Origin of the sequence: Streptomyces sp. enrichment culture, from assembly GCF_964272855.1 — a bacterium.
GTDB lineage: Bacteria > Actinomycetota > Actinomycetes > Streptomycetales > Streptomycetaceae > Streptomyces.
The window spans coordinates 2,077,159-2,103,215 of the sequence record NZ_OZ186847.1 but is presented as its reverse complement, the minus strand read 5'-3'; the positions used below and the strand labels follow the sequence as shown (position 1 = coordinate 2,103,215).

Genomic DNA, 26,057 nt, shown 5'->3' with positions numbered 1-26,057 from the left:
TACCGATCCGACGGAACCGAGGGGAAAAACCATCATGAGCAAGTCGACCGGCCGCGGCACCGCGGTGGTGATCGGCGCCGGCATCGCGGGCCTGTCCGCGGCCAAGGTGTTGTCCGACGCGTTCGAGCAGGTCGTGGTCGTCGACCGGGACGAGCTGCCGCAGTCGGGCGACCCGCGGCGCGGCGTGCCCCAGGGCCAGCACTCGCACGTGCTGCTCGTCGCCGGCCAGCGGGCGCTGGGGGAGCTGTTCCCCGGCCTGATGGACGAGCTGACCGAGCGCGGCGCGGTGATCTTCGACTCGGGTGAGGACCTGCACCTGTACCGGCTGGGCGCCGCCTGGAACCCGGTGCACAGCGGTCAGCCCTTCGTCTCGATGACCCGGCCGCTGCTGGAGTACACGCTCCGGCAGCGCGTCGAGGCCCTGCCCAACGTGACGGTCCGTCCGAACACCTCGGTGTCCGGGCTCGGCGGCACCGACGGCCGGGTCACCGAGGTCCTGCTGGACGGTGACGAGCGGCTCGCCGCCGACCTGGTCGTGGACTCCACCGGCCGGGGCAGCCGCTCCGACCGCTGGCTGTCGGCGCTCGGCTTCCCCACCCCCGGGGTCGAGGAGGTCAAGGTCAACGTCGGTTACGTCAGCCGGCTCTACCGGGCCGTGCCCGGCGACCTGCCGGTGCAGGCGGCGTTCGTGCAGCCCACCCCGCCCGCCGAGAAGCGCATCGGTGCCGCCCTGCTGGTCGAGGGCGACCGCTGGCTCGTATCGGTCGGCGGCTGGCACAAGGACTACCCGAGCGCCGATGAGGAGGGCTTCCGCCGGCACGCGGAGAGCCTGCCCGACCCGATCATCGCCAAGCTGATCGCCCAGGCGGAGCCGCTGACCGAACCGGTCGCCTTCCAGTACCCGGCCAACCGCCGCCGGCACTTCGAGCAGCTGGAGTCGGTCCCGAGCGGCTACCTCGCGCTCGGCGACTCCATCTGCAGCTTCAACCCCCTCTACGGGCAGGGCATGACCTGCGCCGCCCAGGAGGCGCTGGCCCTCGGCCGGCTGCTCGACGAGCACGAGGGCGTCACGGCCGACCTGTCCAAGGCGTTCTACCAGGCCGCCGCGGGAGTGCTGTTCGTGCCGTGGCAGGCCGCGATCGGCGGCGACTTCGACTACCCGGAGACGGCCGGTCAACGGCCCTCCGCCGCCGAGCTGTTCGGCCGCTACTCCACCCAGGTGCAGCTGGCCGCGCAGGTCTCCGGCGAGGTCCGCAAGCTGGTCCTCGCGGTGCAGCACCTGCTGGAGCCGCCGATGGCCCTGTGGGCGCCGTCGGTGATCGCCGAGGCGGTCCGCGCCGCCCGGCACGCCCCCGAGGGCGCCGAGCCCGAGTTCGGGTACGGCGGCCACGGGCGCCCGCTGTGGACGACGTACGACCGGGACGCCGAGCGGATCCGCGCCGCACTGCGCGAGGCGGGCTGCCGCGAGTTCGGCGACCGGCAGACCGGCTTCGCCGTCGAGGGCGGCGAGCCGATCCTCGTCGCCTGCCTGGACGGCGACCTGATCGCGGCCGGCGAACTGGACCGCTACGCCGAGGCCATCGGTGCGGCCGGCTTCACCGCCACCCCGGACGCCGACGACCCGACCCTGCTCCGCGTGGTGCCCGACGAGGCTCCGGGCGATGCGGGCTGACAGCCGCCGGACGCGGGCGGCCTCCGGCTCAGGCCGGACCGCCCGCCGGCTCTCCCTGATCCTGCTCCGCCACCTGCGCCGCGTCGTATGCGGCGCGGGAGGCGCTGATCGCGCTGCGGTTGCGCTCCGCCCAGTCCATCAACGTGAGGAAGGCGTCGTGCAGTTCGCGGGCGCTGTCGGTCACGCTGTAGACGACCTTCGCCGGGACGGTGGGGTAGACGGTGCGCACCAGCAGACCGTCGCGTTCCAGGCTGCGCAGCGTCAGGGTGAGCATCCGGCGGCTGATACCGGGGATGGAACGTTCGAGCTCGGTGAAGCGGACCGGCTTCTCGGCCGCCGCGAGGATGATCTGGATGCTCCACTTGCCGCTGATGCGGTCCAGCACCTCGCGCACGGCACACGGTTCCCCGACGTTCTCGAACTCCGTCTCCGGGCTGACCTCGACGGTTACACCGCTGTTCCGTTGGGACATGAAAGTGCCTCCTTCCCTGTCGGCTCATCGTTACAGATGATGAGTCCAGTAACAAGCCGTAACCCGGGCTCACGAACAGGGACTTAGATAACCCCCCGCAGAAAGGAAAAATGGCACATGTCTGCCGAAGCTCTTGCCCGGCCCGGAGGACGGCCGGGGCCGAAGATGGCACTGCTGGCGTTCTGCATGCTCATCTTCTCCATCGACTACAACATCGTGTACGTGGCGCTGCCCGAGATCGGCCGTGAGGTCGGCTTCTCCGCGCAGTCCCTCCAGTGGGTCGTCAGCGCCTACTCCGTCGGCCTCGGCGGCGCCCTGCTGCTCGGCGGCCGCGCGGTCGACCGGCTCGGCGCCCGCCGGATGCTGGTCCTCGCCCTCGCCCTGTACGCGATCGCCTCGGTCGCCGGCGGTCTCGCCACCGACCCGGGCCTGCTCGTCGCCGCGCGCGTCGTCCAGGGCCTCGGCGGCGCCCTGCTCTTCCCGGCCACCCTCTCGCTGATCAACACCAGCTTCGAGGAGGGCCCGGTCCGCAACAAGGCGTACGCGGTGTGGGGCACGGCCGGTGCCTCGGGCGCCATCATCGGCTCCCTCGTCGGCGGCCTGCTCACCAACTACCTCGGCTGGGCCTGGGTGTTCTTCGTCAACGTGCCGCTGTGCGTGCTCGCCATCTTCGGCTGCTACGCCTGGCTCGCGACGGACGCCACCGCCGGTGACTCCCGCAAGTTCGACATCCCGGGCGCGCTGCTCGCCACCGCCGCCTCCACCCTGCTGGTCTTCGGCCTGATCGACGGCCCGGAGGCGGGCTGGGGCTCCACCCAGACGCTCACCACGATCGCCGCCGGCCTCGTCCTCGGCATCGCGTTCTTCGTCCTGGAGGCCAAGACCAACGACCCGCTCGCCCCGCCGCGGCTGTTCGGCTACCGCGGGCTGCTCACCGCGATCCTGATCATCTTCGTCTTCCAGGGCGCCATCAACACCCTGCACTACCTGTTCTTCATCCAGCTCCAGGACGTCCTCGGCTACAGCCCGCTGGAGGCCGGTCTCGCCTTCCTGCCGATGAGCGCGGTCGCCATGCTCGGCTCCAGCAAGCTGCTGCCGGCCGTCGTCAAGCGCTGGGGTGTCCGCGGGGCGCTGTTCTCCGGCCTGATCGGCGTCGGTGCCGCGATGATCGTCCTGTCGCTGACGATGTCCACCAACGCCAGCTTCTGGCCGCTGCTCCCCGGCGTCCTGCTGTGGGGTCTGTTCGCCGGCATGATCTACCCGGCGATGTTCATGGCGGCCGGCTCCGACGCCGCCCCCGACGAGCAGGGTGTCGCCTCCGGCCTCACCCAGACCTCCGCCCAGATCGGCGGCGCGGTCGGCATGGCCCTCCTCATCGCCGTCGCCAACTCCGGCCTCGACCTGAGCGAGGGCGCGTCCAACCCGATCGCCGACGTGGTCGACGGCCTCCAGCTGTCCGCCCTGGTCGGCGGTATCGCCGCCGTCGCCGGCGCCTTCCTGGCCTTCCGCATCAAGTCGCAGAAGGCCGCGGAGCAGGAGCCAGCGGCCGCGGACACGGCCACCGAAGCCCCCGAGCGGGAGACGGCCCACTCCGCGTAACCCTGACCCATCCCCCCTCCCCCCGGCCCGCCGCCGACGCCTCCCCCGACGTCGGCGGCGGGCCTCTTGTTGTTTCCGGTGCAGGCCGCCGTCAGCACTTCTCAGCTGAGTTCCAGGACGTGCCATTCGAAGATTGTGTGTGCCGGGATCCTGTAGCCCGCGGCGTAGAACCCACCTTGCCCCCGCAAGCCGACTTTGAGGCGATCGAACTTGTCGAAGGAGAACAGGGTCGCGACCTTCCCCTCGGCATCGGTCTGCAGGTCCAGGTCCCAGCCAGGTGGGGCTTGCCTGCCGAACGCCCACGTTCCGGCGGCCGGGAAGGAAGCCGGTTCGGGAGAGATCCTGTCCCACGGATCGGCCCAGGGAATGTAGGAGCGGTACCTGATGGCGACCTTCGTCGCCGACGAGCCGTGGCCGCCGCTGATCTCGACGAGTGCGATCATGACCGCGTCCTCCGGGATCAAAGAGTTGGCACGCACAAGCGGTGCGCGGCGTACGCAGTGTTCATGTGCTGTTTCCAGCATGAGCCCTGACAGCAGGGTTCGCACCTCCGCACGGCACGCCGTCCCGGCCGGCCGACGCATGACGGTGCCCCACCCGGCCGAACCGGGTGGGGCACCGTCAATGGGGGAGTCGATTGGAGTCGATCGGAGGGGCCGGAGCGAGGCCGTGCTCAGGACTCCGGGACGAGGATGGTCTGGACGGCGTTCTCGTAGTCCGCCGGCTTCACCAGGACGCGGATCTCCTGCTTGCCGTCCACGACCTTGATCATGCGCTTGCCGATCAGGGTGAGCTGGCCGTTCTCCAGGGCGCGGCCCTTGATGAGGGTCACCGCGGAGTTCAGCTCGCGCGCGTACTCCCGCAGGCTCGGCTCGCCGCGCCACTCGGACAGGTCCCGGACGACGTCGTGGAAGCGGTAGATGACCTCCCACGCGCCCTCGGCCGCACGGCGGTTGAGGATCCACCAGTCGCCGTCCCGGTCGAGGCGGTACGCGCAGCCGTACTGCTCCTGCACGCCCTCCGCCAGCCGCAGCGGCTCGATGAACGACGGGCCGGCGAAGCCGACGTCCACGAGCCACCGCTCCTCGCCGAACCGCACGGCGTGGAACATGTGCTCCAGCTCGGGGCCGAACTCGCCGTTCGCCATCCGCACCCCGGCCGACATGATGGCCACGTCGAAGCCGAGCCGGCCCAGCAGGTTGCGGAACAGGCCGCTGATCTCGTGGCAGACCCCGCCGCGGCCCCCGGTGACGATCGCGTCGAACGTCTCGTCGACGTCGATGTCGACGTACTCCCAGATGTCCAGGCCGCGCCCGGCGTTCAGCGCGTTGTCGAACGGCACCCGCATCAGGTGCAGTTTGTGCAGGGTGCGCAGCAGTTCCGGGGTGGGTTCGAGGGGACCGGAGTAGCCCAGTTTCTTGAGATAGGCGTCTGCGTCGAACACGGTGCCTCCTTGGATTTCGGTATCGGTTGAGAGAGGGGCGAGGGAGAGGGAGTGGAGAGGGGTCAGCCGGCCTTGGACGCGTTCGGCCACAGGTCCGACGGCAGGTCCTGGCGGCGCTGGATCTTCAACTTCCGGTACACCCGCGTCAGGTGCTGCTCCACCGTGCTCGGCGTGACGAAGAGCTTCGCCGCGATCTCCCGGTTGGTGTAACCCATCACCGCGAGGGACGCGACCCGCATCTCGGAGCCGGTCAGCTCGTCGATCCGGGTCCGGTGGTGTTCGGGGGCCGGTTCCGTGACCACCGCCGACGCGGTGCCCTCCGAACCGGCCAGCAGTTCCTGGGTGAGCGGCCGCGCCTCGCAGGCCTTCGCGACGTGCAGGCTCTGCCGGAACAGCATGCGGGCCCGGCGCTGCTCGCCCAGCGCGTTGTACAGCCGGCTCATGTCCGCGAGGACCCGGGCCTGTTCGAACCGGTCCCCGGCCGACTCCAGCAGCTCCAGCGCCTCGGTGAGCAGCTGGAGCCCGCGGCCGGGCGCGCAGGTCGCGGCGTACAGGCGCAGCGCGATGCCCCGGGTGCGGCCGCCGCTCGCGCCGGGCCGGGTCAGCTGCTCGTGGATGAGCTGCTTGGCCCGGTCGGTGTTGCCGAGCCGGATGCACGCCTCGGCCGCCCCGGCCCGCCACGGCACCGGGCCGAGCGCCTGGATGCCCCAGGTGCGCTGGAGCTCCCCGCAGGACAGGAAGTCGCCGAGGGCGGCGCGGTGGTGGTTCGTGGCCAGGTGGTGGACGCCGCGCGCCTGGAGGAAGGGCAGGCCGTACCAGCTCTCGTACATCGTCGCCGGCACCGCCTGCGAGAGGTGGCGCAGCGCCTCGTCGTACCGCCCCATCCGGGTCGTCGCCACGATCAGGCTGGACAGGGGCAGTCCGATGGCCACGCCCCACGCCTTCGCCGGCAGCGACCGCAGGGCGCTCTGCGCCCGTTCGACGGCCGTGGCGTGGTCGCCCTGGCGGACCGCGACCTCGGCGCGGACGGCGAGGAACACCGCCTGCCAGGTCGGGGTGGCCCGCTCGGCGGCGTCCACGGCCAGCCGCTCGCACCACTCGGCGGCGCTGTCGGAGCGGTCGCCGTGCAGCAGGGTGAGCAGCGCGAGGACGGCGGCCTCCTCGGACCAGTACGCGGACCGGCTCAGCCGCAGGTCCCACAGGCCCTGTTCGGCCCGTTCCACCGCCTCCGGGTGGTCGCGGACCAGCTGTCCGGCGAGCGCGGCGGTCCGGCCCAGCCACGGTTCGCTGCGCAGCATCGCCACCACCGCGCCCTCGCCCGCGCGGCCGGTGCCGGCGCGGCGCGGTCCGGGGACGGTGGGGCGGGCCGGGCGGGCCAGGGGCGGGTGCGCCCAGGACAGCCACTGCTCCAGGTCGGCGACCTCGCCGGAGGCGTCGGCGCGCCCGGCGGGGCCGCTGCGGATGCGTTCCAGCGCGTCCACGGCCTCCTCCGTGCGCCCGTGCCACAGCAACTGCCGTACGAGCAGGGCGGATTCGGGGAAGCACAGGCGTCCGGCCCGGTCGGCCGTGACGAGCTGCGGCAGATGCCGGGCGGCGGCGGCCGGGTCGGCCTGGAACTCGGTGTGGGCGAGCCGGGCGAGGATCTCGGCCCGTTCGGCCAGGTCCCCGCTGGAGCGCTGGGCGAGGTCCAGGCAGGCGGCGGCCGGGCCGGGCCGGTCGGCGAGCAGATGGTGGTCGGCGGCCTCGACGAGGACCCGGACCGCCCAGGGTTCGTCGGCGCGGCCCGACTCCAGCAGATGCCGGGCCACCCGGCCGGGCTGCGCGCCGGAGTCGTAGAGCAGCCGGGCGGCCCGCCGGTGCAGGGCGGACAGTTCACGCGGGGAGAGGTCGTCGAGGACGGCCTGCCGCACCGCGGGGTGGCGGAACCGGCCGTCCTCGCAGAGCAGTCCGCACGCGGCCATCGCCCGCGCGGTCGTCTCGACGGGTGCTCCCGCCAGTGCGGCGAGGGTGTCGTCGTCCGCCTCGGTGTCCAGTACGGCGCGGGCGCGGGCCAGCGCGAGCGCGGCCTCGTCGCCGCGGTGCAGGCAGCTGAGCAGCGCCAGGCTGTAGGAGTGGCCGGCGCCCTCGTCGCCGTCGGAGCCCTCCCAGTCGTCGGCGAGGGCGCCGAGCAGCAGCGGGTTCCCGCCGGTGGCGGCGGTGAAGTACGGGGTGAGGCGCCGCGCGGTCTCGGGGCCGAGGCGCGGGGTGAGGAAGGCGGTGATCCCGGCTTCGCCGAGCGGTCCGACGCGCAGCCGGGTGAGTCCGGTCTCGCGCAGCAGCTCGGCGCGCAGCTGGAGGTTGACCGACGGCACGTCGGTGTTGTCGGTGAGCAGGACGACGATCCGGGCGGAGCGCAGTCGGCGGGAGAGGTGGAGAAGAAGCCGCAGGGACGGTTCGTCGGCGTGCTGGACGTCGTCCACGGCGATGAGGAGAGGTACCTCGGCGGAACGTTCCAGCAGCGCGGCGCACAGATCGTCGGCGGACTGCGCGTCGGTGCCGGGGCCGCCGGGAGTGCCATAGCCGGGGATGCCGGCGTAGCGGCACAGCTGGTGCATCACGCCGAGGGCGTGGGTGCGTTCGGGCCGTGCGCAGATGGCGTGCAGCAGCCGGAATCCGGCGGCTTCCGCACGGTCCGCGACGGCGTGCAGCAGTTCGGTCTTCCCGGTGGCGGACGGGCCGTCGACCAGGACCATCCGCCCTCTTCCGGCGAGCGCGGCTTCCTGGACGCGGAGCAGCCGTTCCAGATGTTCCTCACGTTCGACAAGCATGGCTGATCCCCCATTGATGGTTGCCGCTTCGCGGCGCGTTCCACTATCCGCGGAAGTGCGCCATCGGCCGGGAATCGCCTATCCACTCGAACGGGAGGACGTACGAACACGAGGGCGTGCGAACGTGTGAACGCGCGAAGGCGCCCGGCCGGTGTGGGGGAAGCACCGGCCGGGCGCGGGTGGTCGGCGGGGACCGCCGTGGACCTCGTACGTCGTCGATCGTTCAGCCGACCACCTCCGCCACCGCCGGGCACAGCGCCAGCAGGTCGGACGGGCGGAACAGGGTCGCGTCGGGGGCCGCGCCCAGGAGTTCCACCGCGTCGCACTCGCCCCACAGTGCCGCCACCGCGTCGACCCCCGCGCCGCGCGCCGCCTGGATGTCGGTGACCGCGTCGCCGACCATCAGCGCGTCCTCGGGGCGGGCGCCGAGCAGCTCCAGCGCGTGCCGCACGATGTCGGGCGCCGGCTTGGCGCGGGCAACCTCGTCGGAGCCGATGACATGGTCGAAGAAGTGGATGACGCCGAGCTTGTCCAGCAGGTGCCGGGCCCGGTCGCCGGCCTTGCCGGTGGCGATCGCGGTACGGAAGCCGCGCCGGCGGAGTTCCGCGAGCATGCCGGGGACGCCGTCGAACATCGGCACCCGGTCGGCGAGCCGGTAGCTCTCCCTCACGAACGGCTGCTCCATCTCCAGCGGCAGCCCCATGATCTTCATGATGTCCGGAAAATATCGGCCCAGGTGGCGCTCGTACTCGTCGAACGGCGCCTGTCCGTCCCCGACGACTTCCGCGTAGGCGATCGTGAACGCCTCCCGCATCACGGGGAAGCTGTCCACGATCACACCGTCGAGATCGAAGACGACGACACTCTTGGGCTGCTGGAACGGGCCGGTGGGTGTGCCGGTGACGGTTCCGGAGGACAAGGCGGTACCAGTGTTCACGGGGATCTCCCTGATGAATGTGGACGCATGCTGCTCGTGATACGGGGTCAGACCGCCGCGGCGACCGGCCGCGCCGCGGACCGGGCCCGGTGGGCGGTGCCGTAGAGGCGTTCGATGACGGCGATGGTCCGCGCCGCGTCGGCGACGGCCCGTCCCCGCTGCGCGGGATCGGCGAGCAGGTCCGGCAGGCCGTCGAGCTGACGGTCGTACTCCGCGCCGATGGGCTCCTCGGGGAACGGCACCGGCTCGGTCGTGCCCGCCCGGGTGAGCAGCAGCTCGGAGCCGCCCGCCCGGTTGGGGCTGAACCCGAAGGTGCAGCGCAGCGACACCGTGCCCGCGCTGCCCTCCACCCGGATCGTGGTGGTGTCCAGCGCCTCGTGCGAGGCCCAGCTGGCGCGCAGCGCCACCGAGACGCCGTCGGACGTGACGAGGAAACCGCGCGCGGTGTCCTCGACGTCCCCGCCGCCCGCCGCGACCGGCTCCTGCTGCCGCCGCCAGGCGGTACCGTGCGAGGCGGCGTTGATGAAGTCGCCGGAGACGGTGCCCAGGGCCTGCTCGTAGCCGACCGGCCCGAGCAGCGAGCCGACCGTGTCCAGCAGGTGCCAGCCCAGGTCGACCAGCGCCCCGCCGCCGGCCAGGCTGCTGCGGGTGAACCAGCCGCCGGTGTCCGGGACGCCCTTGGCCCGGACCCACGCGACCTCGATGTGCCGTACCTCGCCCACCTCGCGGTCCACCGCGGCGGCCAGCGCCGCCACGTCCGCGCGGTGCCGGGCCGCGCTGCCGGCCAGCAGCACCGCCCCGCCCAGCCGCTCCGCCTCGGCCAGCTCCTCGGCCTCGGCCGAGCTGAGGCAGACCGGCTTCTCCAGGAAGACCGGCACGCCACGGCGCAGCAGCCCGGCCGCGACGGGCGTGTGCAGATGGTTCGGTACGGCCACCACGGCGAGGTCCGCGATCCGCGCGGTCAGCTCCTCGACGTCGGTGAGCACCCGCACGTCGGGCCCGGCCGCCGCCGCGGCCTCCTGGGCCGCGGGGGAGGGGTCCACGACGGCGGTCACCCGGTACCGGGGGTGGCGGGCCAGCCGGGAGAGCCAGATCTCCCGGCCCGCCCAGCCGAGCCCCACCACGGCCACTCGGACGGGGGGCGTCACAGCGTGGCCAGGGTCTCGGCGACGATGTCCGCGATCACGTGCATCTGCTCCTCCTCGGCGAGCAGGGTGCGGTGGTGCAGCCAGATCGTGTCCGCGTACACCGCCTCGGTGTTGGGGCAGCGCGCGGCGATCGACTCCAGCGACTCCTCCGGGGCGGCGTACTCCCAGAAGCCGTCGGAGCGGTAGATCGCGCGGAAGGCGGCGAAGGCCGGCAGGCCGCGCTCGATCAGGGCGTCGACCAGCCGGTTGCGGCGCTCGGCGCTCAGGCCCGGCACCCGGAACATCGCCATGTAGTGCGGGTTGCGGGTGACGCGCTCGTCGATGACCTGCGGCTGCACCCCGTCGATCTCGCTCAGCAGGCGCGACAGCACCGGCCAGTTGCGCTCACGGGTGTCGATCTGCCCGGCGAGCCGGCCCAGCTGGGCGCGCAGCACGCTCGCCGAGAACTCGTTCATCCGGAAGTTGGAGCCGGAGGTCTTGTGGTAGTACAGCCGGTCCGTGCTGGGGCGGCCACAGCTGTGCCGCAGGAACGCGGTCTCGCGCTGCTCGGCGTCCTCGAACGTGACCAGGCCGCCCTCGCCGGCTGTCATCAGCTTGCCGTTCTGGAAGCTGAACGCGGCGACCGCGCCCAGCTCGCCGACCTTCTTGCCGTCCCACTCGGCGCCGTGCCCGTGCGCGGCGTCCTGGATCAGCGGCACACCGCTGTCCGCGGAGATCTTGCCCAGCGCGTCCATGTCGCAGATCTGGCCGGCCATGTGGACCGGCATGATCGCGGCGGTGCGCGGGGTGATGGCGTTGGCGGCGGCGGTCGGGTCGATGTTGAAGGTGCCCGGGTCGATGTCCACCGGCACGGCCACGGCACCGAGCCGCTGGGCCGCCTGGGACGAGGAGATGAAGGTGAACGCGGGCACGATGACCTCGGTGCCCGGGCCCACGCCGAGCACCTGGAGGGCCAGTTCCAGGGCGTGCGTGCCGTTGGTGACGGCCAGGGCGTGCGGGGTGCCGTGGTAGGCGCCGAACTCCTCCTCGAAGGTGTCCACCTCGCTGCCGCCCATGCGCCACCACTGGCCCTGCTCCAGAGCACGTATCAGGCCGACGCGTTCCTCGTCCCCGTACTGGGGCCACACGGGAAAGTTCGGCTTGGGCCGGGAATCCTGGGTCATTTTCTTTTCCGCTCCTTGTGGTCCTGCTGGGTCCGTACCCGCTGTCGAAAGCGAATGTAGGGCCTGAATGCAGGCTCAGTCATCCCCCTACTGGGACCCCTAACCCACCCTGGGAATGCGGTCGTTGCAGCCGCCTCAATTAAAGGCTCCACAAGCGTGCAATAGCCTTTTCATTGGTGGAGTCACCTTGGAGGCGAGATGAGCGAACTGCTACTGCTGAACGGGCCGAACCTGGGCATACTCGGACACCGGGAGCCCGAGATCTACGGCACGGAGACCCTGGCCGACATCGCCGATTCGATCTCGGAAGAGATCGCGGAGCGGGGCTGGAAAGTCAAGCAGGTACAGCACGACGTGGAAGGAGAGCTGGTACGAGCCATTCAGGAAAGCTATGACACGGTAGGGGCCATTGTGAATCCCGGGGCCCTGATGATCGCGGGCTGGAGTCTGCGCGACGCGCTGGCGAATTACCCGCGCCCGTGGATCGAGGTGCACATTTCCAATATCTGGGCACGGGAATCCTTCCGGCATGAATCCGTGATCGCTCCGATCGCGTCGGGATTCATCGCCGGACTGGGCGCCGACGGCTACCGGCTGGCGGCCCGTGCGCTGATGGCGAAGACGCCGGTCGAGGTCCGATGACCGGCACCGTCCAGACGCAGGGCCGCCCGTCCGCGGGCGGCCCCCCGTCGGTGGACCCCGAGGACTGGATCCGCCGGTTCCAGCCGGCCCCCGAGGCGCCGGTACGGCTGGTCTGCCTGCCGCACGCGGGCGGTTCGGCCGCGTTCTACCACCCGGTCGCCCGGGCACTGGCCCCCGAGATCGACGTCCTGGCCGTCCAGTACCCCGGCCGCCAGGACCGCCGGCACGAACCCGGCGTCACCCGGCTCGACCGGCTGGCCGACCTCGTCACCGAGGCCCTGGCGCCCTGGACCGACCGCCCGCTCGTCCTGTTCGGGCACAGCATGGGCGCCCTGCTCGGCTACGAGGTCACCGCCCGGCTGGAAGCGGCGGGCAGCGCCCCCCGGGCGCTGATCGCCTCCGCGCGGCGCGCCCCCTCCCGGTACCGCGACGAGTCCGTCCATCTCCGCCCCGACGAGGGCGTGGTGGACGAACTCCGGTTGCTGGGCGGCGTGGAACGGGCGTTCCTCGAGGACCCCGAGCTGCGCGCGATGATCCTGCCGTCGATCCGCAGCGACTACGAGGCGATCGAGACCTACCGCCACCCGCCCCGCCCGCCGCTGCGCACCCCCGTCACCGTCCTCACCGGTGACGCCGACCCCCAGGTCACCCCGGAGGAGGCCACCGCCTGGGCCCGGCACACCACCGACTTCGCCCTGCACACCTTCACGGGCGGCCACTTCTACCTCACCGAGCACATCCCCGAGGTCCTGGACCTCATCCGCTCGGTCGCCGGCGGCCCGGACGGACGGGGGTGAGAGCCGGACCCGCGGGCCGCGGATGAGGGGCGGAGCACACCCGTGGGCACCGAACGGGGCGGACCCGGCGACAACGCCGGGCCCGCCCCGCACGTGTGCGCACCACCACGACGGACTGACCGGCGTCCGGCGTCACACCGGCTGCGCGTGCAGGGCGCAGGGCGATCTGCGTGCCGCGGGGATCGTCGTGACAGTGCCCGCCGCCGGCCGGGACGCCACACCCCAGGCCGTCCTGACCGCGGTGATCAGGGGACGCGCGCTGTAGGGCGAGAGCTCCAGCTCCTGACGAGCCTGGGCCAGCATCTCCGGATCGCCGTCCGGCCCGTGCCGCCGTGCCGCCTCCCTGCGCCGAGCGAAGTCGGGGCGGCCGAACACGTCCAGCAGGGTCAGCGAGAACAGGACGTACGCCGAGGCCTCGTCGATCAGCAGCCGGGTGGCCTCCGGGACGTTGGCCGCCGCGTCGGTGCCCAACTGCTCCTCGAGGTCGTAGAAGGCGACGTGCTGCAGCGCCTTCTGCAGTTCGGGGGAGGGGCACGGGCACAGGTACCGCAGATGCCCCATGAGGCTGCGGAAGGACAGGAGGGTGGCGCTCGTCTCCGGGGTCCACTCGTGCTTGCCCAGCAGGGTGCGGAAGCCCGCCATGGTCTCGGACAGCTCCTCCAGGATCATCTGGCGGGAGATGTCGGTGAGCTCGACGAACCGGGTCTTGTCCTCGATCTCCATGATGCGCAGCCCGTACCGCATCAGATCGCGCGGAAGTCCGCCCGACAGCGCGTGCGCCAGCAGGCTGTACGGCTCCGAGAGCCCTGGCGCCCGCCGCTGCAGCAGCTCCACGGACTCCGAGAGCGTGCACGGCTGGACGTGCACGATGTCGTCGAGGGAGCTGTCGGTCACCCCACGGTGCGGCAGACCGCGCCGGACGAACGAGGCGCCGACGTCCTCGGCCACCGAGATGAGGTAGTGCACGCCCGGCACACCCAGGATCGCCTTGATCTCTCCCAGGAATTCCAGCGCCTGCGCGTCCGAACCCAGCCGGTCCACCTCGTCGATGGCGATGACGACACGGCCGTCGCGGGCGAACCGCTCCTGCGCGATGTCGGCCAGCAGCTCGCGGAAGTCGGCCACCAGCTCCGGCATGTTGGGCGGCACGGTGGACAGCGAGGACGTGTAGGCGCTCAGCAACTGGGGCGGGCCCGCGGTCACGGCGGCGGAGGTGGTCTGCACGGTCTGGAGGCGGTAGAGCTGATTGCGGCACTCCCGCACGAGCCGCGGTTCCGGCTGCGGGGCGTTCCACGCCCCGGCCCTGGCCATCAGGACACCGAGCAGGACACACGCGACACGGAAGGCGTTGTCGTCGTCGGCCGCCAGAGCGTACAGCGCCGGGGTCTGGTGGAGCAGGACCGCCACGACGACGAGAAGCAGCCCCAGGGCCGTTTTCAGAACGCGGTCGGTGACCGGGAATCCGGAGCCCGGCCACAGACCGACGTCCTGCCCCTTGAGCGCCGCCAGGGACAGAGTGAGCAGCGACACCAGGAGCAGCACGCCCAGCGCCCCGAAGGACTCGGTGACCAGGACGCGGGCGTTCCGCCGGATGTCCGTGTCGAGGAAGAGGGAGACGGGGGCGACGAGGACGAGGGCGACTCCGCCGACGCCGCCCGTCAGCAGCCGGACGCTGCGCAGCAGTTCGTCGGTGCCCGGCCACCGGCGCAGCCGCCAGATCAGCACTCCGGTCAGCGTCACGGCCAGAGCGGCACCCGCCCGCTCCCCGCCCCAGATGCCCTCCAGGGTCCCGGTGAGGTGGCCCCAGACGTCCCGTGCCCGCTCCCTTACCGTTTCCTCGTACCGGTCCTCCATCGACCGCGCGGTGGCGGCCAGTCCGAGAACGACCAGGGCACCCGCCGACGCGGCGAACAGGAGATGCCGCGTCACCCGCCGGGCGGCCGGCACGACATGGAGCAGGACCCGACGGAACGCGGACAGCCGTGCGAACTCCGGTACCTCGTGCCCCTCGTCCTTCAGGTAGGTCTCGCACACCCGGATGTACAGGGACAGCAGGAACTCGTACGGCGAGTACGTCGCGGGCGCCTGCACCACCACCGAGAAGTCGGCCTCCGCGGCGCAGGTCTCCAGCAGGGTGGACTTGCCCGCGCCGCGCGGGCCGCTGACGGCGATGGTGCCGCCCCGCAGCTGCGCCACCTTGCGGGCGAGTCTTCGTGACGCCTCGTTGCCGACGACGTACTGCCGGCTGCGCGGCGAGCGCAGCCCCTCGTAGCTGTCCGGCAGCAGCAGCGAGTCGTGGTCGTCGCCCAGCAGCGCCTCCACCACGCGCCGCATGAGCGGGCGCACCCCGTTCACCTGGAGGTCGCGGCGCCAGCGCCGGTCCGCGTGCTCCGCCTGCCGCTGCCTGACGAACAGGGCCGCACGCAGCACCAGTTCGCCGACATTGTTGTGTACACGCATGCGCCACAGCGGATGGGTCCGGGCGACCGCTCCCAGTACGACGGGCGGGACCGCGGCGACCGCGACCCCGGTCCACGGTGCCGTGACGAGGGCGCCCAGGAAGATCAGGGACAGCAGCGCGAGGGCGATGGTCGCCGGTGCGGGCGGATCGTGCAGGTAGTCGACCCGCGTCCGGGCCGCCTGGTACTGCTCCAGCGCCGCGCGGAAGCGCAGATGATGCTCACGGCACGGTTCGAGGGCCCGCCGCACGTTCGCTTCCGACAGCATGTGCGCGCGGACGTTCTCGGCGGTGGCCTGCGGCCTCTTGCCCAGCCGCCGGGCCACGGCCGGCTCGGCCAGGCAGGCGTCGACCGCGGCCTCGTAGGCCGCCGCCTCCCGCTCGTGCGCGAAGAGGTCGCCGATCTGCCAGGGGGCGGCCCGCCGGTGTCGGGGCATGGTGTGCGGCCTTTCTGAGGTGCGGCCCTTCAGGGGCTGGTCGAGACGCCGCGGGAGGCGCGGACGCGTTCGAGTTCTCGTCGGGAGATCCGGGTGCCGGTCTCGTGCTTGAGCTGGAAGAACGCCTCCAGCTCCGGCTCCTCGGGCGTCTGCGTGCCGTAGGTGACCGCGTGGGCGGCTCCGTCGTCGAGCAGGCGCCCCACGCACTGGGCGAGCGTGCCGGGCCCCGAACCCCGGTAGCCCCAGGAGAGGCCGGGCGCGGCCATGGAGGGCGCGGGATACAGCACTCCCTTGCCGGTCCGCACCCAGATCGGGTCGTCGAGGACGACCTCCTTGATCACGGAGCCCGCGGGCAGCCGCCGGGGCGCGCGGCCCATGTAGCTGATCTCGCGGTCGCCGCCGAAGCGGAATCTTCCCCTGAATGCGACGACGGGTGTCCCGGTGACCGGGTCCACGAACGTGCCGACCACATGGTCCCCGCTCGCGGCCAGGAGCCGGTGGATGGCGGTCGGCGGGACGCGACGCAGCCGGTTGATCCACTCGGCGCCCTCGCGGGTGACCCGGGTCCTGGTGACGTTGAAGGCCCCGCCGAACGGCAGGTTCTCGTCGTTCCACATGCTGACCTGCTCCAGGCACTCCACCGCGAGGTCGTCGGTACGCCCGCACAGCTCCGCCAGACCCAGGGCGACCGCGTCGGAGGGGACGGTCTCGTCGCGGCCGGGGTCGTCGGTGCCGAGCACGGCGGGAAGGATCATCGCCGCCCGTTCCGCCTTGGCCCACGCGGTCGCCGACGGGCTGAACGCGCCCCGCCCCTCCAGGATGTTCTCCACCTCGTGGCGCATCGACCGGGCGGCCCGGTCACGCATCTCGTGGCCGATGGTGAAGAGCGCGCCGCGTACCGGCGAGCCCTCGGGTTCCGTCTCGGCCAGCGCGTAGAGCGGCTCCCACGACGGCCAGGTGACGACATCGACGGGCGCGGGGGCGTCACCCGGCCGCCAGGCCGTCATGTGCTCGGGGCGGCGCACCTCCGACGGCCACCAAGGGACCCGCGTGCCGATATGGGCGGCGATGTCCGACCAGTTCGGCTCGTACTCGGCGTCGGGGCGGGCGCGGTCGACCGCCTCGAGCGCGGGGCCGTAGAGGTCGTAGTCGTGCTGGACGACCACGACGGTCGCGGCCTCCTCGTGGAAGTCGAGCAGGCTCCTCGGCGCGTACGCAGTGTCGGCCGGGTAGGTGACGGCCACCACCCCGGCCTCGGTCCGCCACAGTCCGGCGAAGTGGCCGTGCCCCAGGCCGGCCTGCTCGTACGTGGCGTAGCGGCCTCCGAGGTAGTGGTGCTCCGCCGTCCTCGCAGGACGCAGCAGCAAGGGGACCCAGGCGGCCAGTCCGGGATGGGTGCGGGCGAGCCAGCGGGCGAACGCCTGGCCGTCCCACTTCGTGACCCCGTCCGTGTACTTCAGGTCGATCGGTTCGATCAGCCCGGGATCCGAACCGATCCGCTCCCACGCGGTCTCCGACAGCCCGAACGTCTCCTGGAGTTCGGCCGACGTCATGCTGTCCAACGTTTCCCCCTCCGCGAACGCCCGCCCTGCGCATCCCATCATGCGGGGGACCACTGACAACGAGGGGCGCCGACCTCGGCGGGCGGCCGAATCGGCCGTCGGCCGCGAGGAGTTCGGGATCATCCGGGACCGGCTCCGCGTGACGCGCGGCGCGGCCACCGTCGCCGCGGCCCTCCGTCTCACCCGCGCGACCGGCTGACCTCCGCCCTCGCCCGCGCTGTCGCGCACCGTGTCGCTGTTGGGCCGAACGGGTGACTTGGCGTAAGAATTGGCTGGTGCAGGCGTTCAGTGCGAGTCAGATCGGGGGGAGCCGGTGAACCGTCACAGTCACGACGTCACCGATGAACAGTGGGAAGGGCTCGCCCAGGTCGTGCCGCTCCGGGGCCGCGACGCGTGGCCGTCCGCGGTGAACCACCGCAGCCTTCCCGAGGCGGAGACGGAGACCCGCCGGCGCTTCGTGGTGCTGCGGGTCAACGTCTTCGCGGACGCCCGCGAGGTCGCCGAGACCCTGATGTCGGGCATCCCCGTGCTGCTCGACCTCACCAGCGCGGAGACCGAGGTCGCCAAGCGCGTCCTCGACTTCAGCACCGGCGTCGTCTTCGGGCTCAACAGCGGTATGCACCGCGTCGACCGCAACGTCTTCCTCCTGACCCCGCCCGGTACCGAGGTCCAGGGCCTGATGGCGGGCGCCGGCCTGCCCGGCGTCTGAGCCGGAGCCCGCGCCCGGTCGCCCGATCGTAGGAAGGGCGGACGAGCGGAACGGTTCGCCGGACGACCAAGGTCCTACGGTCCCGATATGACCGCGTCGTCCGCATCACCCGCAGCAGCAGCCCCGGCCCCGGCCGCGCCCGCCGGGGACCAGTTCTCCCACCCGCCCCGCCCCCACCTCACCGAGCTGCGGCTGTCGGCCTTCGCCGGGCATCGGCGGGCGGGCTTCCCGCTGGGTCCCGTGACACTGTTCGCCGGGCCCAGCGGGTCCGGGAAGAGCAGTGCGCTGCGGGCGTACGAGGCGTTGGCGCGGCTCGGCGGGGGCGCGCGGCTCGGGGAGGCCTTCCGGGATCCGCGGGCCTGTGTCCCGGAGCGGGCCCGGCCGGACGCCCAGCGGCGCCGCGGCTTCCGCATCGGGTGCACGGCCGACGGGCCCGAGGGGCCGGTCCGGCTCGACGTCGCCGTCCAGGCCGAGCCGGAACTGCGCGTCGTGGGGGAGCGGCTCACCGCGCGCGGGGTGGTGCTCCTGGAGACCGCCCTGCGCGACCCGTCCCGCCGCGCGGTCCAGGCCGCCTGGCACACGGCCGGCGCCGCGCCCGTCACCCGGGCACCCCTGCCCGACGACCGGCTCGGCACCGCGCTGCTGCCGCTGCGGGTGGCCGGCAAGACCGACGGGCAGCGCCGTGTGCTCGCGGCGGCCGAGCAGATGGTGGTCGCCCTGCGGTCCGTGTTCGCCTGCGACCCGCTGCCCGAGCGGATGCGCGCCCCCGTGCCGAGCGGCCCGGGGAGGCTGCACGACGGCTGCGACAACCTCGCCGACGTGCTGTGGCGCACTCGCGCGGAGTGCGGGCGGCGGCACGCGCAGTTCGTCGAGGCGGTGGCCGCCGGATGCGCCGGACCGGTCGTGGACGTCCTGGCCGAGCCCACCGGCCACGGCACCGTGCGCGCCCTGCTCGACCGGGGCGACGGCGTCCGCACCGACTTCGCCCGGCTCGGCGACGGCGAACTGCGCTACATCGCGCTGGCGCTGGTGCTGCTCACCGGCCCCGGCGTCCTGGAGGTCGACCCGCCCCGCGAGGTGCCCGCCGCGCTGCGGGCGCTGACCGTGCTCACCGACGGCTTCGACCGGCAGGTGGACGTGCCCCAGCGGCTGGCGCTGCTGCGGCTCGCAGTGCGCTCCGCGCGGGTGGGGCACATCCGCTGCCTGGGCGCGGTGAGCGACGCGTCGTGGGCGGCCGGGGCGGACGGAGTGACGGTGGTACACCTGAGGCCGTGACAGGAGAGCAGCAAGAGCCCCGGGATTCCCGTGAGCCGCTGGATGTGGCGCGGCTCCAGCGCAGGCTGGCCGAGTTCGCCGCGGCCCGCCACTGGCAGCCGTACCACACCCCCAAGAACCTGGTGGCCGCGCTGAGCGTCGAGGCCTCGGAACTCGTCGAGATCTTCCAGTGGTTGACGCCGGAGGAGTCGGCGCGGGTGATGGCCGACCCGGACACCGCGCACCGGGTCCGGGACGAGGTCGCCGACGTCCTCGCCTATCTGCTCCAGTTGTGCGAGGTGCTCGGCATCGATCCGCTGGCCGCGCTGGACGCGAAGATCGACCGCAACGAGCGGCGCTTCCCAGCGCCGGAGTGAAACCGTCCGTTATCACTCTCCGAAGTCGAAATCCCCGTCGAATCCGAATCGTTGTCCACAGATTTCGGTCTTCCTCTGGCCTTTCGTCTCAAGGGCCTTCACTCTGGGTAGTGAACCAGTGAGGTCGGGCGGACGCGCCGCGGGCGCGTCGGGACAGACGGGGGCAGCCCATGGACGCGGTGCGGCTCATCCTGACGAGCAGGCGTGCCCTTGCGGCGAGCGGTGAAGTGCCGCAGATCATGACGGAGGTGTGGCAGGCCCAGGCGCTGGCTCAGGCGATCGGCAGCCGGCTCGCCGTCTTCGGCCCGCCCGAACTGCGCGGCGAGGCACTGGGGTTGACGGAACTGGCGGGCCGCGGCTGCGGAGTGCTGGACCCGCCGGAACTCGGCCTGGACGAACTGCGCGCGGCCCAGCTCACCGAACTGGGTGACGCCCGCCGGGCGCTGACGTCCCTCGGCGGGCTGCTCGGCGAGGTCGGCATCGCCCTGGTCGGCATCGCCTGCGCCGCGCCCGACGAGGCGACGTACTGGCAGTGCATGGAGGCCATCGACGCGGCGGACGAGTCCCGGGACCGCGTGCGGGAACTGCTGCGCAGACTGGCGGACCGGGAGAAGGCGATACCCCAGCGGGAGGCGGGCTGACGCCCGCCTCCCGCCGAGTCACACATCGGAAGGTCTCGCCACGGGCGGTTCGACGCCCCGCGGACCCTGCTCCTCGCACCCCGCGCCGTCCCGTCCCGCCGCCTGGAGGTCCGCGTCCAGGGCGGACAGGTCCGCGTTCAAGGCCGCCATCAGCTCCTCCATCTGCTGCAGCAGCCCCTTCGGCTGGGCGGGCCCGCCCTGCTGCGGCACGGTTTCTTCGGACATGACGGCCTCCTCGGCCCGTGGCCCCGAGGGGCCGGTACGGGGGGCGCCCCGGCGTCGACCGGCCGGTGCGGGTGCCGGGCGGTCCGGCTCCGCCCGAGCCAACGATCATCATCTGACCAGGTCACTGGCCGGGCGCGCCCCCGCCCCGGGGTTGACGTATTTCACCCCCTGGGGATGACCCGGCCGGGCGCGCACGGCCGAACACCCGCGTGCGGGCGCCCACCGTGGCGCGCACGGCCCGTGGCACGCACGGCCCGTGGCGCGCACGGCCCGCCGGCGCCTCCCTGGGCCCCGGACCACCCCGCCCGAATCCGTGGGAGGCAGGATGGAGGCATGGATCTTCGAATCTTCACCGAACCCCAGCAGGGCGCCACCTACGACACCCTGCTCACCGTGGCGAAGGCCACCGAGGATCTGGGGTTCGACGCGTTCTTCCGTTCCGACCACTACCTGAAGATGGGGGCCGTCGACGGACTCCCCGGGCCCACCGACGCCTGGGTCACCCTCGCCGGTCTCGCCCGTGAGACCAAGCGGATCCGCCTCGGCACCCTGATGACCGCCGGCACCTTCCGCCTCCCCGGCGTGCTCGCCATCCAGGTCGCGCAGGTCGACCAGATGTCCGGCGGCCGGGTCGAGCTGGGCCTCGGCGCGGGCTGGTTCGAGGAGGAGCACACGGCGTACGGCATCCCCTTCCCGAAGGAGAAGTTCGCCCGCCTCGAGGAGCAGCTGGCGATCGTCACCGGGCTGTGGGCCACGGAGGTCGGCAAGACCTTCGACTTCCACGGCACCTACTACGACCTCACCAACTCGCCCGCCCTGCCCAAGCCGGCCCAGTCCAAGGTCCCCGTCCTCATCGGCGGCCACGGCGCCACCCGCACCCCGCGGCTGGCCGCCCGCTACGCCGACGAGTTCAACATCCCGTTCGCCTCGGTCGAGGACAGCGAGCGCCAGTTCGGCCGGGTGCGCGCCGCCGCCGAGGAGGCCGGCCGCGCCCCCGGCGACCTCACCTACTCCAACGCCCTCGTGGTCTGCGTCGGCCGGGACGACCAGGAGGTCGCCCGCCGTGCCGCCGCGATCGGCCGCGAGGTCGACGAGCTGAAGCTGAACGGCCTGGCCGGCTCCCCGGCCGAGGTGGTCGACAAGATCGGCCGCTACGCGGCGATCGGCTGCGAGCGCGTCTACCTCCAGATCCTCGACCTGGACGACCTGGACCACCTGGAGCTGATCTCCGCCGAGGTCCAGTCGCAGCTGTCCTGACCCGCTCACGGGACGGGAATAACCGAAGGCGCAGGTCCGGCCGTGTGTGCGATGGTGTGACGGTCGTCCTGCCGAAGCCCCCGGGATCACCACCCTGGGGGCTTTCGCGTACGGCGTCCCCTGACCCTTCGGCCCGTCGGAGAGGCCCTCCGTATGTTCCTGACGATCAGTACCACCGGCACCCCCGAACGCCCGGCGACCGACCTCGGTTACCTGCTGCACAAGCATCCTGGGAAGGCGCAGGCGTTCTCCACCTCGTACGGCACCGCGCACGTCCTCTACCCGGAGGCCGACGACCAGCGGTGCACGGCGGCGCTGCTGCTGGAGGTGGACGCGGTGGCACTGGTCCGGCGCGGCAAGGGCAAGGGCCGCGGCGGCGCCCCCGACGCGGCGCTCGCGCAGTACGTCAACGACCGCCCGTACGCCGCGTCCTCGCTGCTCGCGGTGGCGATCGGCGCCGTGTTCTCCAGCGCGATGCGCGGGGTGTGCCACGCCCGGCCCGAACTGCCGGAGCAGGCCCGTCCGCTGCGCGTGGAGGTGCCCGCGCTGCCCGCCCGCGGCGGCCCCGACCTGGTCCGCCGGCTCTTCGAGCCGCTGGGCTGGACGGTCACCGCGGAGGCCATAGCCCTGGACACCGATTTCCCCGAGTGGGGCGACTCCCGCTATGTGCGGCTGACCCTGGAGTCGGAGAGCCGCACGGTCGCCGAGGCCCTGCGCCAGCTGTACGTCCTGCTGCCCGTCCTCGACGACGCCAAGCACTACTGGGTGGCCTCCGACGAGGTCGACAAGCTGCTGCGGGTCGGCGAGGGCTGGCTGGCCGAACACCCCGAGCAGAAGCTGATCACGAGCCGCTATCTCACCCGCCGCTGGTCGCTGACCCGCGAGGCGATGAACCGCCTGGAGCTGGTGCGGCTGGCCGAGACCGACGACAGCGAGGTCGAGACGATCGACAACGCCGTCGCGGCGGAGACCGCGACCGAGGAGAAGCCGACCCCGCTCGCCGTGCAGCGCCGGGAGGCGATCGTCGCGGCGCTCAGCGAGTCCGCCGCCGCCCGCGTCCTGGACCTGGGCTGCGGCGAGGGCCACCTGGTGCAGGCCCTGCTGAAGGACACCCGGTTCACCGAGATCGTCGGCGTCGACGTGTCGGTGCGCGCGCTCACCATCGCCTCCCGGCGGCTGAAGCTGGACCGCATGGGGGAGCGGCTCGCCTCCCGGGTGAAGCTCTTCCAGGGCTCGCTCGCCTACACGGACCGCCGGCTCAAGGGCTACGACGCCGCCGTGCTCAGCGAGGTCATCGAGCACCTGGACCTGCCCCGGCTGCCCGCCCTGGAGTACGCCGTGTTCGGCGCCGCCCGCCCCCGCACGGTCCTCGTGACCACCCCGAACGCCGAGTACAACGTCCGCTGGGAATCTCTCCCGGCCGGCCACGTCCGGCACCGCGACCACCGCTTCGAGTGGACCCGGCGGGAGTTCCGCGCCTGGGCCGAGGCGGTCGCCGCACGGCACGGTTACACGGTCGGGTTCCGCCCCGTCGGACCGGACGACCCCGAGGTCGGGCCGCCGACCCAGATGGCCGTGTTCACCTTGGACACCACCACCCCGCACGAGAAGGAGAAGGAGGCGAAGGCGGCATGACCGAGACCACCCCGACCGCGAGGGCACGGGCCCTGCCGGTCACCGACCTCTCGCTCGTCGTCCTCATCGGCGCCTCCGGCTCCGGCAAGTCCACGTTCGCCCGCAGGCACTTCAAGCCCACCGAGGTGATCTCCTCCGACTTCTGCCGCGGCCTGGTCGCCGACGACGAGAACGACCAGAGCGCCAGCAAGGACGCCTTCGACGTCCTGCACTACATCGCCGGCAAGCGGCTCGCCGCCGGCCGCCGCACGGTCGTGGACGCCACCAGCGTGCAGAAGGAGTCCCGGCGGCAGCTGATCGACCTGGCCAAGCAGCACGACGTACTGCCGATAGCCATCGTGCTCGACGTGCCCGAGGAGGTCTGCGCCGAGCGCAACGCGGCCCGCACCGACCGGGCCGACATGCCGCGCCGGGTCATCCAGCGGCACACCCGCGAACTGCGCCGCTCGCTGCGGCACCTGGAGCGGGAGGGCTTCCGCAAGGTGCATGTGCTGCGCGGCGCCGAGGAGGTCGAGCACGCCACCGTCGTCACCGAGAAGCGGTTCAACGACCTGACGCACCTCACCGGCCCGTTCGACATCATCGGCGACATCCACGGCTGCTCCGCCGAACTGGAGGCGCTGCTCGGCAAGCTGGGCTATGCCGACGGCGTGCACCCCGACGGCCGTACCGCCGTCTTCGTCGGCGACCTGGTCGACCGCGGCCCGGACAGCCCCGGCGTGCTGCGCCGGGTGATGTCCATGGTGAAGTCCGGCAACGCGCTGTGCGTGCCCGGCAACCACGAGAACAAGTACGGCCGCCACCTCAAGGGCCGCAAGGTCCAGCAGACCCACGGGCTCGCCGAGACCATCGCGCAGATGGAGGGCGAGAGCGAGGAGTTCGCGCGCGAGGTGCGGGAGTTCATCGACGGCCTCGTCAGCCACTACGTGCTGGACGGCGGCCGGCTGGTGGTCTGCCACGCCGGTCTGCCGGAGAAGTACCACGGCCGCACCTCCGGCCGGGTCCGCTCGCACGCCCTGTACGGCGAGACCACCGGCGAGACGGACGAGTTCGGGCTGCCGGTGCGTTACCCGTGGGCCGAGGACTACCGGGGCCGCGCGGCCGTCGTCTACGGCCACACCCCGGTGCCGGAGGCCACCTGGCTCAACAACACGATCTGCCTGGACACCGGCGCCGTCTTCGGCGGCAAGCTCACGGCGCTGCGCTGGCCGGAGCGGGAGCTGGTCGACGTACCGGCGGAGCGGGTCTGGTACGAGCCGGTGAAGCCGCTGCGCAGCGAGGCGCCCGGCGGGCACGACGGGCGGCCGCTGGACCTGGCCGACGTGCAGGGCCGGCGGGTCGTGGAGACCCGGCACGCGGGCCGCGTCTCCGTGCGCGAGGAGAACGGGGCCGCCGCGCTGGAGGTCATGAGCCGCTTCGCGATCGACCCCAGGCTGCTGCCGTACCTCCCGCCGACCATGGCGCCGACGGCCACCAGCACGGCCGAGGGCTACCTGGAGCACCCGGTGGAGGCGTTCGCGCAGTACGCCCGAGACGGCGTCGCGCGGGTCGTGTGCGAGGAGAAGCACATGGGCTCGCGGGCGGTCGTGCTGGTGTGCAAGGACGCGGAGGCCGCGAGGAAGCGCTTCGGGGTGGACGGCCCCACCGGATCCCTCTACACCCGCACCGGTCGCCCCTTCTTCGACGACGACACGACCACCGAGGCGATCCTCGGCCGGCTGCGCGAGGCGATCGGCGCCGCCGGGCTGTGGACCGGACTCGACACGGACTGGCTGCTGCTCGACGCCGAGCTGATGCCGTGGTCGCTGAAGGCGTCCGGGCTGCTGCGCAGCCAGTACGCCGCGGTCGGCGCCGCGTCCGGCGCGGTGTTCCCCGGCGTCCTGGCCGCCCTGGAGGGCGCCGCGGCCCGCGGGGTCGACACGGGCGGGCTGCTGGAACGGCAGCGCGAGCGGGCCGCCGGCGCGGCCGCGTTCACCGAGGCCTACCGGCGCTACTGCTGGGGCACCGACGGCCTGGAGGGTGTCCGCCTGGCCCCGTTCCAGATCCTCGCCGTGCGAGGGCGCAGCCTCGCCGGGCTGCCGCACGACGAGCAGCTGGCCCTGCTGGACCGGCTCGTCGAGCACGACGGCACCGGACTGCTGCAGACCACCCGGCGGCTGTACGTCGACACCGCCGACCCCGAGTCGGTGCAGGCGGGTGTCGACTGGTGGCTGGAGATGACCGGACGCGGCGGCGAGGGCATGGTCGTCAAGCCGGTCGGCGCGCTCGTCCGCGACGAGAAGGGGCGGCTGGTGCAGCCCGGCGTGAAGGTCCGCGGACGGGAGTACCTGCGGATCGTCTACGGCCCCGAGTACACCCGCCCGGACAACCTCGACCGGCTCCGGCAGCGGTTCCTGAACCACAAGCGGTCGCTGGCCATCCGCGAGTACGCGCTCGGCCTGGAGGCCCTGGACCGGCTGGCGGACGGCGAGCCGCTGTGGCGGGTCCACGAAGCCGTGTTCGGGGTGCTCGCACTGGAGTCGGAGCCCGTGGACCCGCGGCTCTAGGGGGCGTCTCGCCGATCATGCCGGGCTCGCGGCGCCTGGCACCGTGCCTCGCCGCGTTGTCGTCGGTCACCGATTCCCCCAAGCTCTCGGCTCCGCTCGAGCAGGGGGGACCCCCATCGCATCGGCTCCCTCCTCCGCCTTGCGACGCACGGCACCAGGCGCCGCTCCCTGATCCGGCCTGATCGACGAGACACCCCCTAGCGGACGTCCGGATCCGTACCCGGCGACGGTGGATTCCGGCCAGGTCGCCTCCGTAAGGGGGCGATCTCGGCCGA

The 26,057-nt window shown here is 72.6% G+C and carries 22 protein-coding genes; 12 read left to right on the top strand and 10 right to left on the bottom strand.

The features are described 5' to 3' along the window. Positions 1-34: 34 nt before the first annotated feature. The gene (locus ACSU6L_RS09080) at positions 35-1,672 is read left to right on the top strand and encodes an FAD-dependent oxidoreductase (protein WP_437055323.1); all 1,638 of its coding nucleotides are present in this window, start codon (positions 35-37) and stop codon (positions 1,670-1,672) included. A gap of 28 nt (positions 1,673-1,700) precedes the next feature. On the opposite strand, the gene ACSU6L_RS09075 is transcribed toward ACSU6L_RS09080, so the two are convergent. Next, positions 1,701-2,144, bottom strand: a complete 444-nt coding sequence (locus tag ACSU6L_RS09075) for a winged helix-turn-helix transcriptional regulator (protein ID WP_437055321.1) — start codon at positions 2,142-2,144, stop codon at positions 1,701-1,703. A gap of 117 nt (positions 2,145-2,261) precedes the next feature. On the opposite strand from ACSU6L_RS09075, the gene ACSU6L_RS09070 reads away from it, so the two are divergent. Further along, on the top strand, positions 2,262-3,743 hold the full coding sequence (locus tag ACSU6L_RS09070) for an MFS transporter (RefSeq protein WP_437055319.1): 1,482 nt from the start codon (positions 2,262-2,264) through the stop codon (positions 3,741-3,743). A 101-nt stretch (positions 3,744-3,844) separates the two neighbouring features. On the opposite strand, the gene ACSU6L_RS09065 is transcribed toward ACSU6L_RS09070, so the two are convergent. The 6 genes from ACSU6L_RS09065 to ACSU6L_RS09040 all read right to left on the bottom strand — a co-directional run bounded on the left by ACSU6L_RS09065 (position 3,845) and on the right by ACSU6L_RS09040 (position 11,242). After that, positions 3,845-4,186, bottom strand: coding sequence for a hypothetical protein (locus ACSU6L_RS09065; RefSeq protein ID WP_437055317.1), 342 nt, complete (start codon positions 4,184-4,186; stop codon positions 3,845-3,847). Between the two features lie 230 nt (positions 4,187-4,416). Further along, complete coding sequence (locus tag ACSU6L_RS09060; protein ID WP_437055315.1) at positions 4,417-5,187, bottom strand: arylamine N-acetyltransferase family protein; 771 nt, start codon at positions 5,185-5,187, stop codon at positions 4,417-4,419. Between the two features lie 62 nt (positions 5,188-5,249). Then, positions 5,250-7,994, bottom strand: a complete 2,745-nt coding sequence (locus tag ACSU6L_RS09055; protein WP_437055313.1) for an AAA family ATPase — start codon at positions 7,992-7,994, stop codon at positions 5,250-5,252. A gap of 223 nt (positions 7,995-8,217) precedes the next feature. Beyond that, positions 8,218-8,931: an HAD-IA family hydrolase gene (locus ACSU6L_RS09050; RefSeq protein WP_437055311.1), complete on the bottom strand. Its 714-nt coding sequence runs from the start codon at positions 8,929-8,931 to the stop codon at positions 8,218-8,220. 47 nt (positions 8,932-8,978) lie between these two features. Then, on the bottom strand, positions 8,979-10,079 hold the full coding sequence (locus ACSU6L_RS09045; RefSeq protein WP_437055309.1) for a Gfo/Idh/MocA family protein: 1,101 nt from the start codon (positions 10,077-10,079) through the stop codon (positions 8,979-8,981). Next, positions 10,076-11,242, bottom strand: a complete 1,167-nt coding sequence (locus ACSU6L_RS09040) for a DegT/DnrJ/EryC1/StrS family aminotransferase (RefSeq protein WP_437055307.1) — start codon at positions 11,240-11,242, stop codon at positions 10,076-10,078. Before ACSU6L_RS09040 ends, ACSU6L_RS09045 begins: the two co-directional genes overlap by 4 nt. 198 nt (positions 11,243-11,440) lie before the next feature. Between ACSU6L_RS09040 and ACSU6L_RS09035 the strand changes: the two genes are divergently transcribed. Together ACSU6L_RS09035 and ACSU6L_RS09030 are read left to right on the top strand one after the other, a co-directional pair. After that, complete coding sequence (locus ACSU6L_RS09035; RefSeq protein ID WP_073939287.1) at positions 11,441-11,884, top strand: type II 3-dehydroquinate dehydratase; 444 nt, start codon at positions 11,441-11,443, stop codon at positions 11,882-11,884. Next, the gene (locus tag ACSU6L_RS09030) at positions 11,881-12,681 is read left to right on the top strand and encodes a thioesterase II family protein (protein WP_437055304.1); all 801 of its coding nucleotides are present in this window, start codon (positions 11,881-11,883) and stop codon (positions 12,679-12,681) included. The genes ACSU6L_RS09035 and ACSU6L_RS09030 overlap by 4 nt, the downstream gene beginning before the upstream one ends. Before the next feature lie 132 nt (positions 12,682-12,813). On the opposite strand, the gene ACSU6L_RS09025 is transcribed toward ACSU6L_RS09030, so the two are convergent. Together ACSU6L_RS09025 and ACSU6L_RS09020 are read right to left on the bottom strand one after the other, a co-directional pair. Then, positions 12,814-15,576: a hypothetical protein gene (locus tag ACSU6L_RS09025; RefSeq protein ID WP_437055302.1), complete on the bottom strand. Its 2,763-nt coding sequence runs from the start codon at positions 15,574-15,576 to the stop codon at positions 12,814-12,816. A gap of 29 nt (positions 15,577-15,605) precedes the next feature. Continuing rightward, on the bottom strand, positions 15,606-17,129 hold the full coding sequence (locus ACSU6L_RS09020; protein WP_437055300.1) for a hypothetical protein: 1,524 nt from the start codon (positions 17,127-17,129) through the stop codon (positions 15,606-15,608). Between the two features lie 49 nt (positions 17,130-17,178). On the opposite strand from ACSU6L_RS09020, the gene ACSU6L_RS09015 reads away from it, so the two are divergent. From ACSU6L_RS09015 to ACSU6L_RS08995, 5 genes are all read left to right on the top strand, one after another. Then, positions 17,179-17,337 (top strand): hypothetical protein, encoded by a 159-nt coding sequence (locus tag ACSU6L_RS09015; RefSeq protein WP_437055298.1) that lies wholly within the window; start codon positions 17,179-17,181, stop codon positions 17,335-17,337. A 114-nt stretch (positions 17,338-17,451) separates the two neighbouring features. Beyond that, positions 17,452-17,847, top strand: a complete 396-nt coding sequence (locus ACSU6L_RS09010) for a cell division protein SepF (protein WP_365515185.1) — start codon at positions 17,452-17,454, stop codon at positions 17,845-17,847. A gap of 87 nt (positions 17,848-17,934) precedes the next feature. After that, positions 17,935-19,122 (top strand): AAA family ATPase, encoded by a 1,188-nt coding sequence (locus ACSU6L_RS09005; RefSeq protein ID WP_437055295.1) that lies wholly within the window; start codon positions 17,935-17,937, stop codon positions 19,120-19,122. Further along, positions 19,119-19,478, top strand: coding sequence for a nucleotide pyrophosphohydrolase (locus ACSU6L_RS09000; protein ID WP_437055293.1), 360 nt, complete (start codon positions 19,119-19,121; stop codon positions 19,476-19,478). Before ACSU6L_RS09005 ends, ACSU6L_RS09000 begins: the two co-directional genes overlap by 4 nt. Before the next feature lie 170 nt (positions 19,479-19,648). Beyond that, positions 19,649-20,119 carry a DUF6099 family protein gene (locus ACSU6L_RS08995; protein WP_437055291.1) on the top strand — a complete coding sequence of 157 codons (471 nt, stop codon included), beginning with the start codon at positions 19,649-19,651 and terminating at the stop codon, positions 20,117-20,119. Positions 20,120-20,137: 18 nt separating this feature from the next. On the opposite strand, the gene ACSU6L_RS08990 is transcribed toward ACSU6L_RS08995, so the two are convergent. Next, positions 20,138-20,344, bottom strand: coding sequence for a hypothetical protein (locus tag ACSU6L_RS08990; RefSeq protein WP_437055289.1), 207 nt, complete (start codon positions 20,342-20,344; stop codon positions 20,138-20,140). Between the two features lie 333 nt (positions 20,345-20,677). On the opposite strand from ACSU6L_RS08990, the gene ACSU6L_RS08985 reads away from it, so the two are divergent. From ACSU6L_RS08985 to ACSU6L_RS08975, 3 genes are all read left to right on the top strand, one after another. Continuing rightward, positions 20,678-21,601, top strand: a complete 924-nt coding sequence (locus ACSU6L_RS08985) for an LLM class F420-dependent oxidoreductase (protein WP_437055287.1) — start codon at positions 20,678-20,680, stop codon at positions 21,599-21,601. 153 nt (positions 21,602-21,754) lie between these two features. Continuing rightward, on the top strand, positions 21,755-23,236 hold the full coding sequence (locus ACSU6L_RS08980) for a 3' terminal RNA ribose 2'-O-methyltransferase Hen1 (protein ID WP_437055285.1): 1,482 nt from the start codon (positions 21,755-21,757) through the stop codon (positions 23,234-23,236). After that, positions 23,233-25,782, top strand: coding sequence for a polynucleotide kinase-phosphatase (locus ACSU6L_RS08975; RefSeq protein ID WP_437055283.1), 2,550 nt, complete (start codon positions 23,233-23,235; stop codon positions 25,780-25,782). The genes ACSU6L_RS08980 and ACSU6L_RS08975 overlap by 4 nt, the downstream gene beginning before the upstream one ends. Positions 25,783-26,057: the final 275 nt, after the last annotated feature.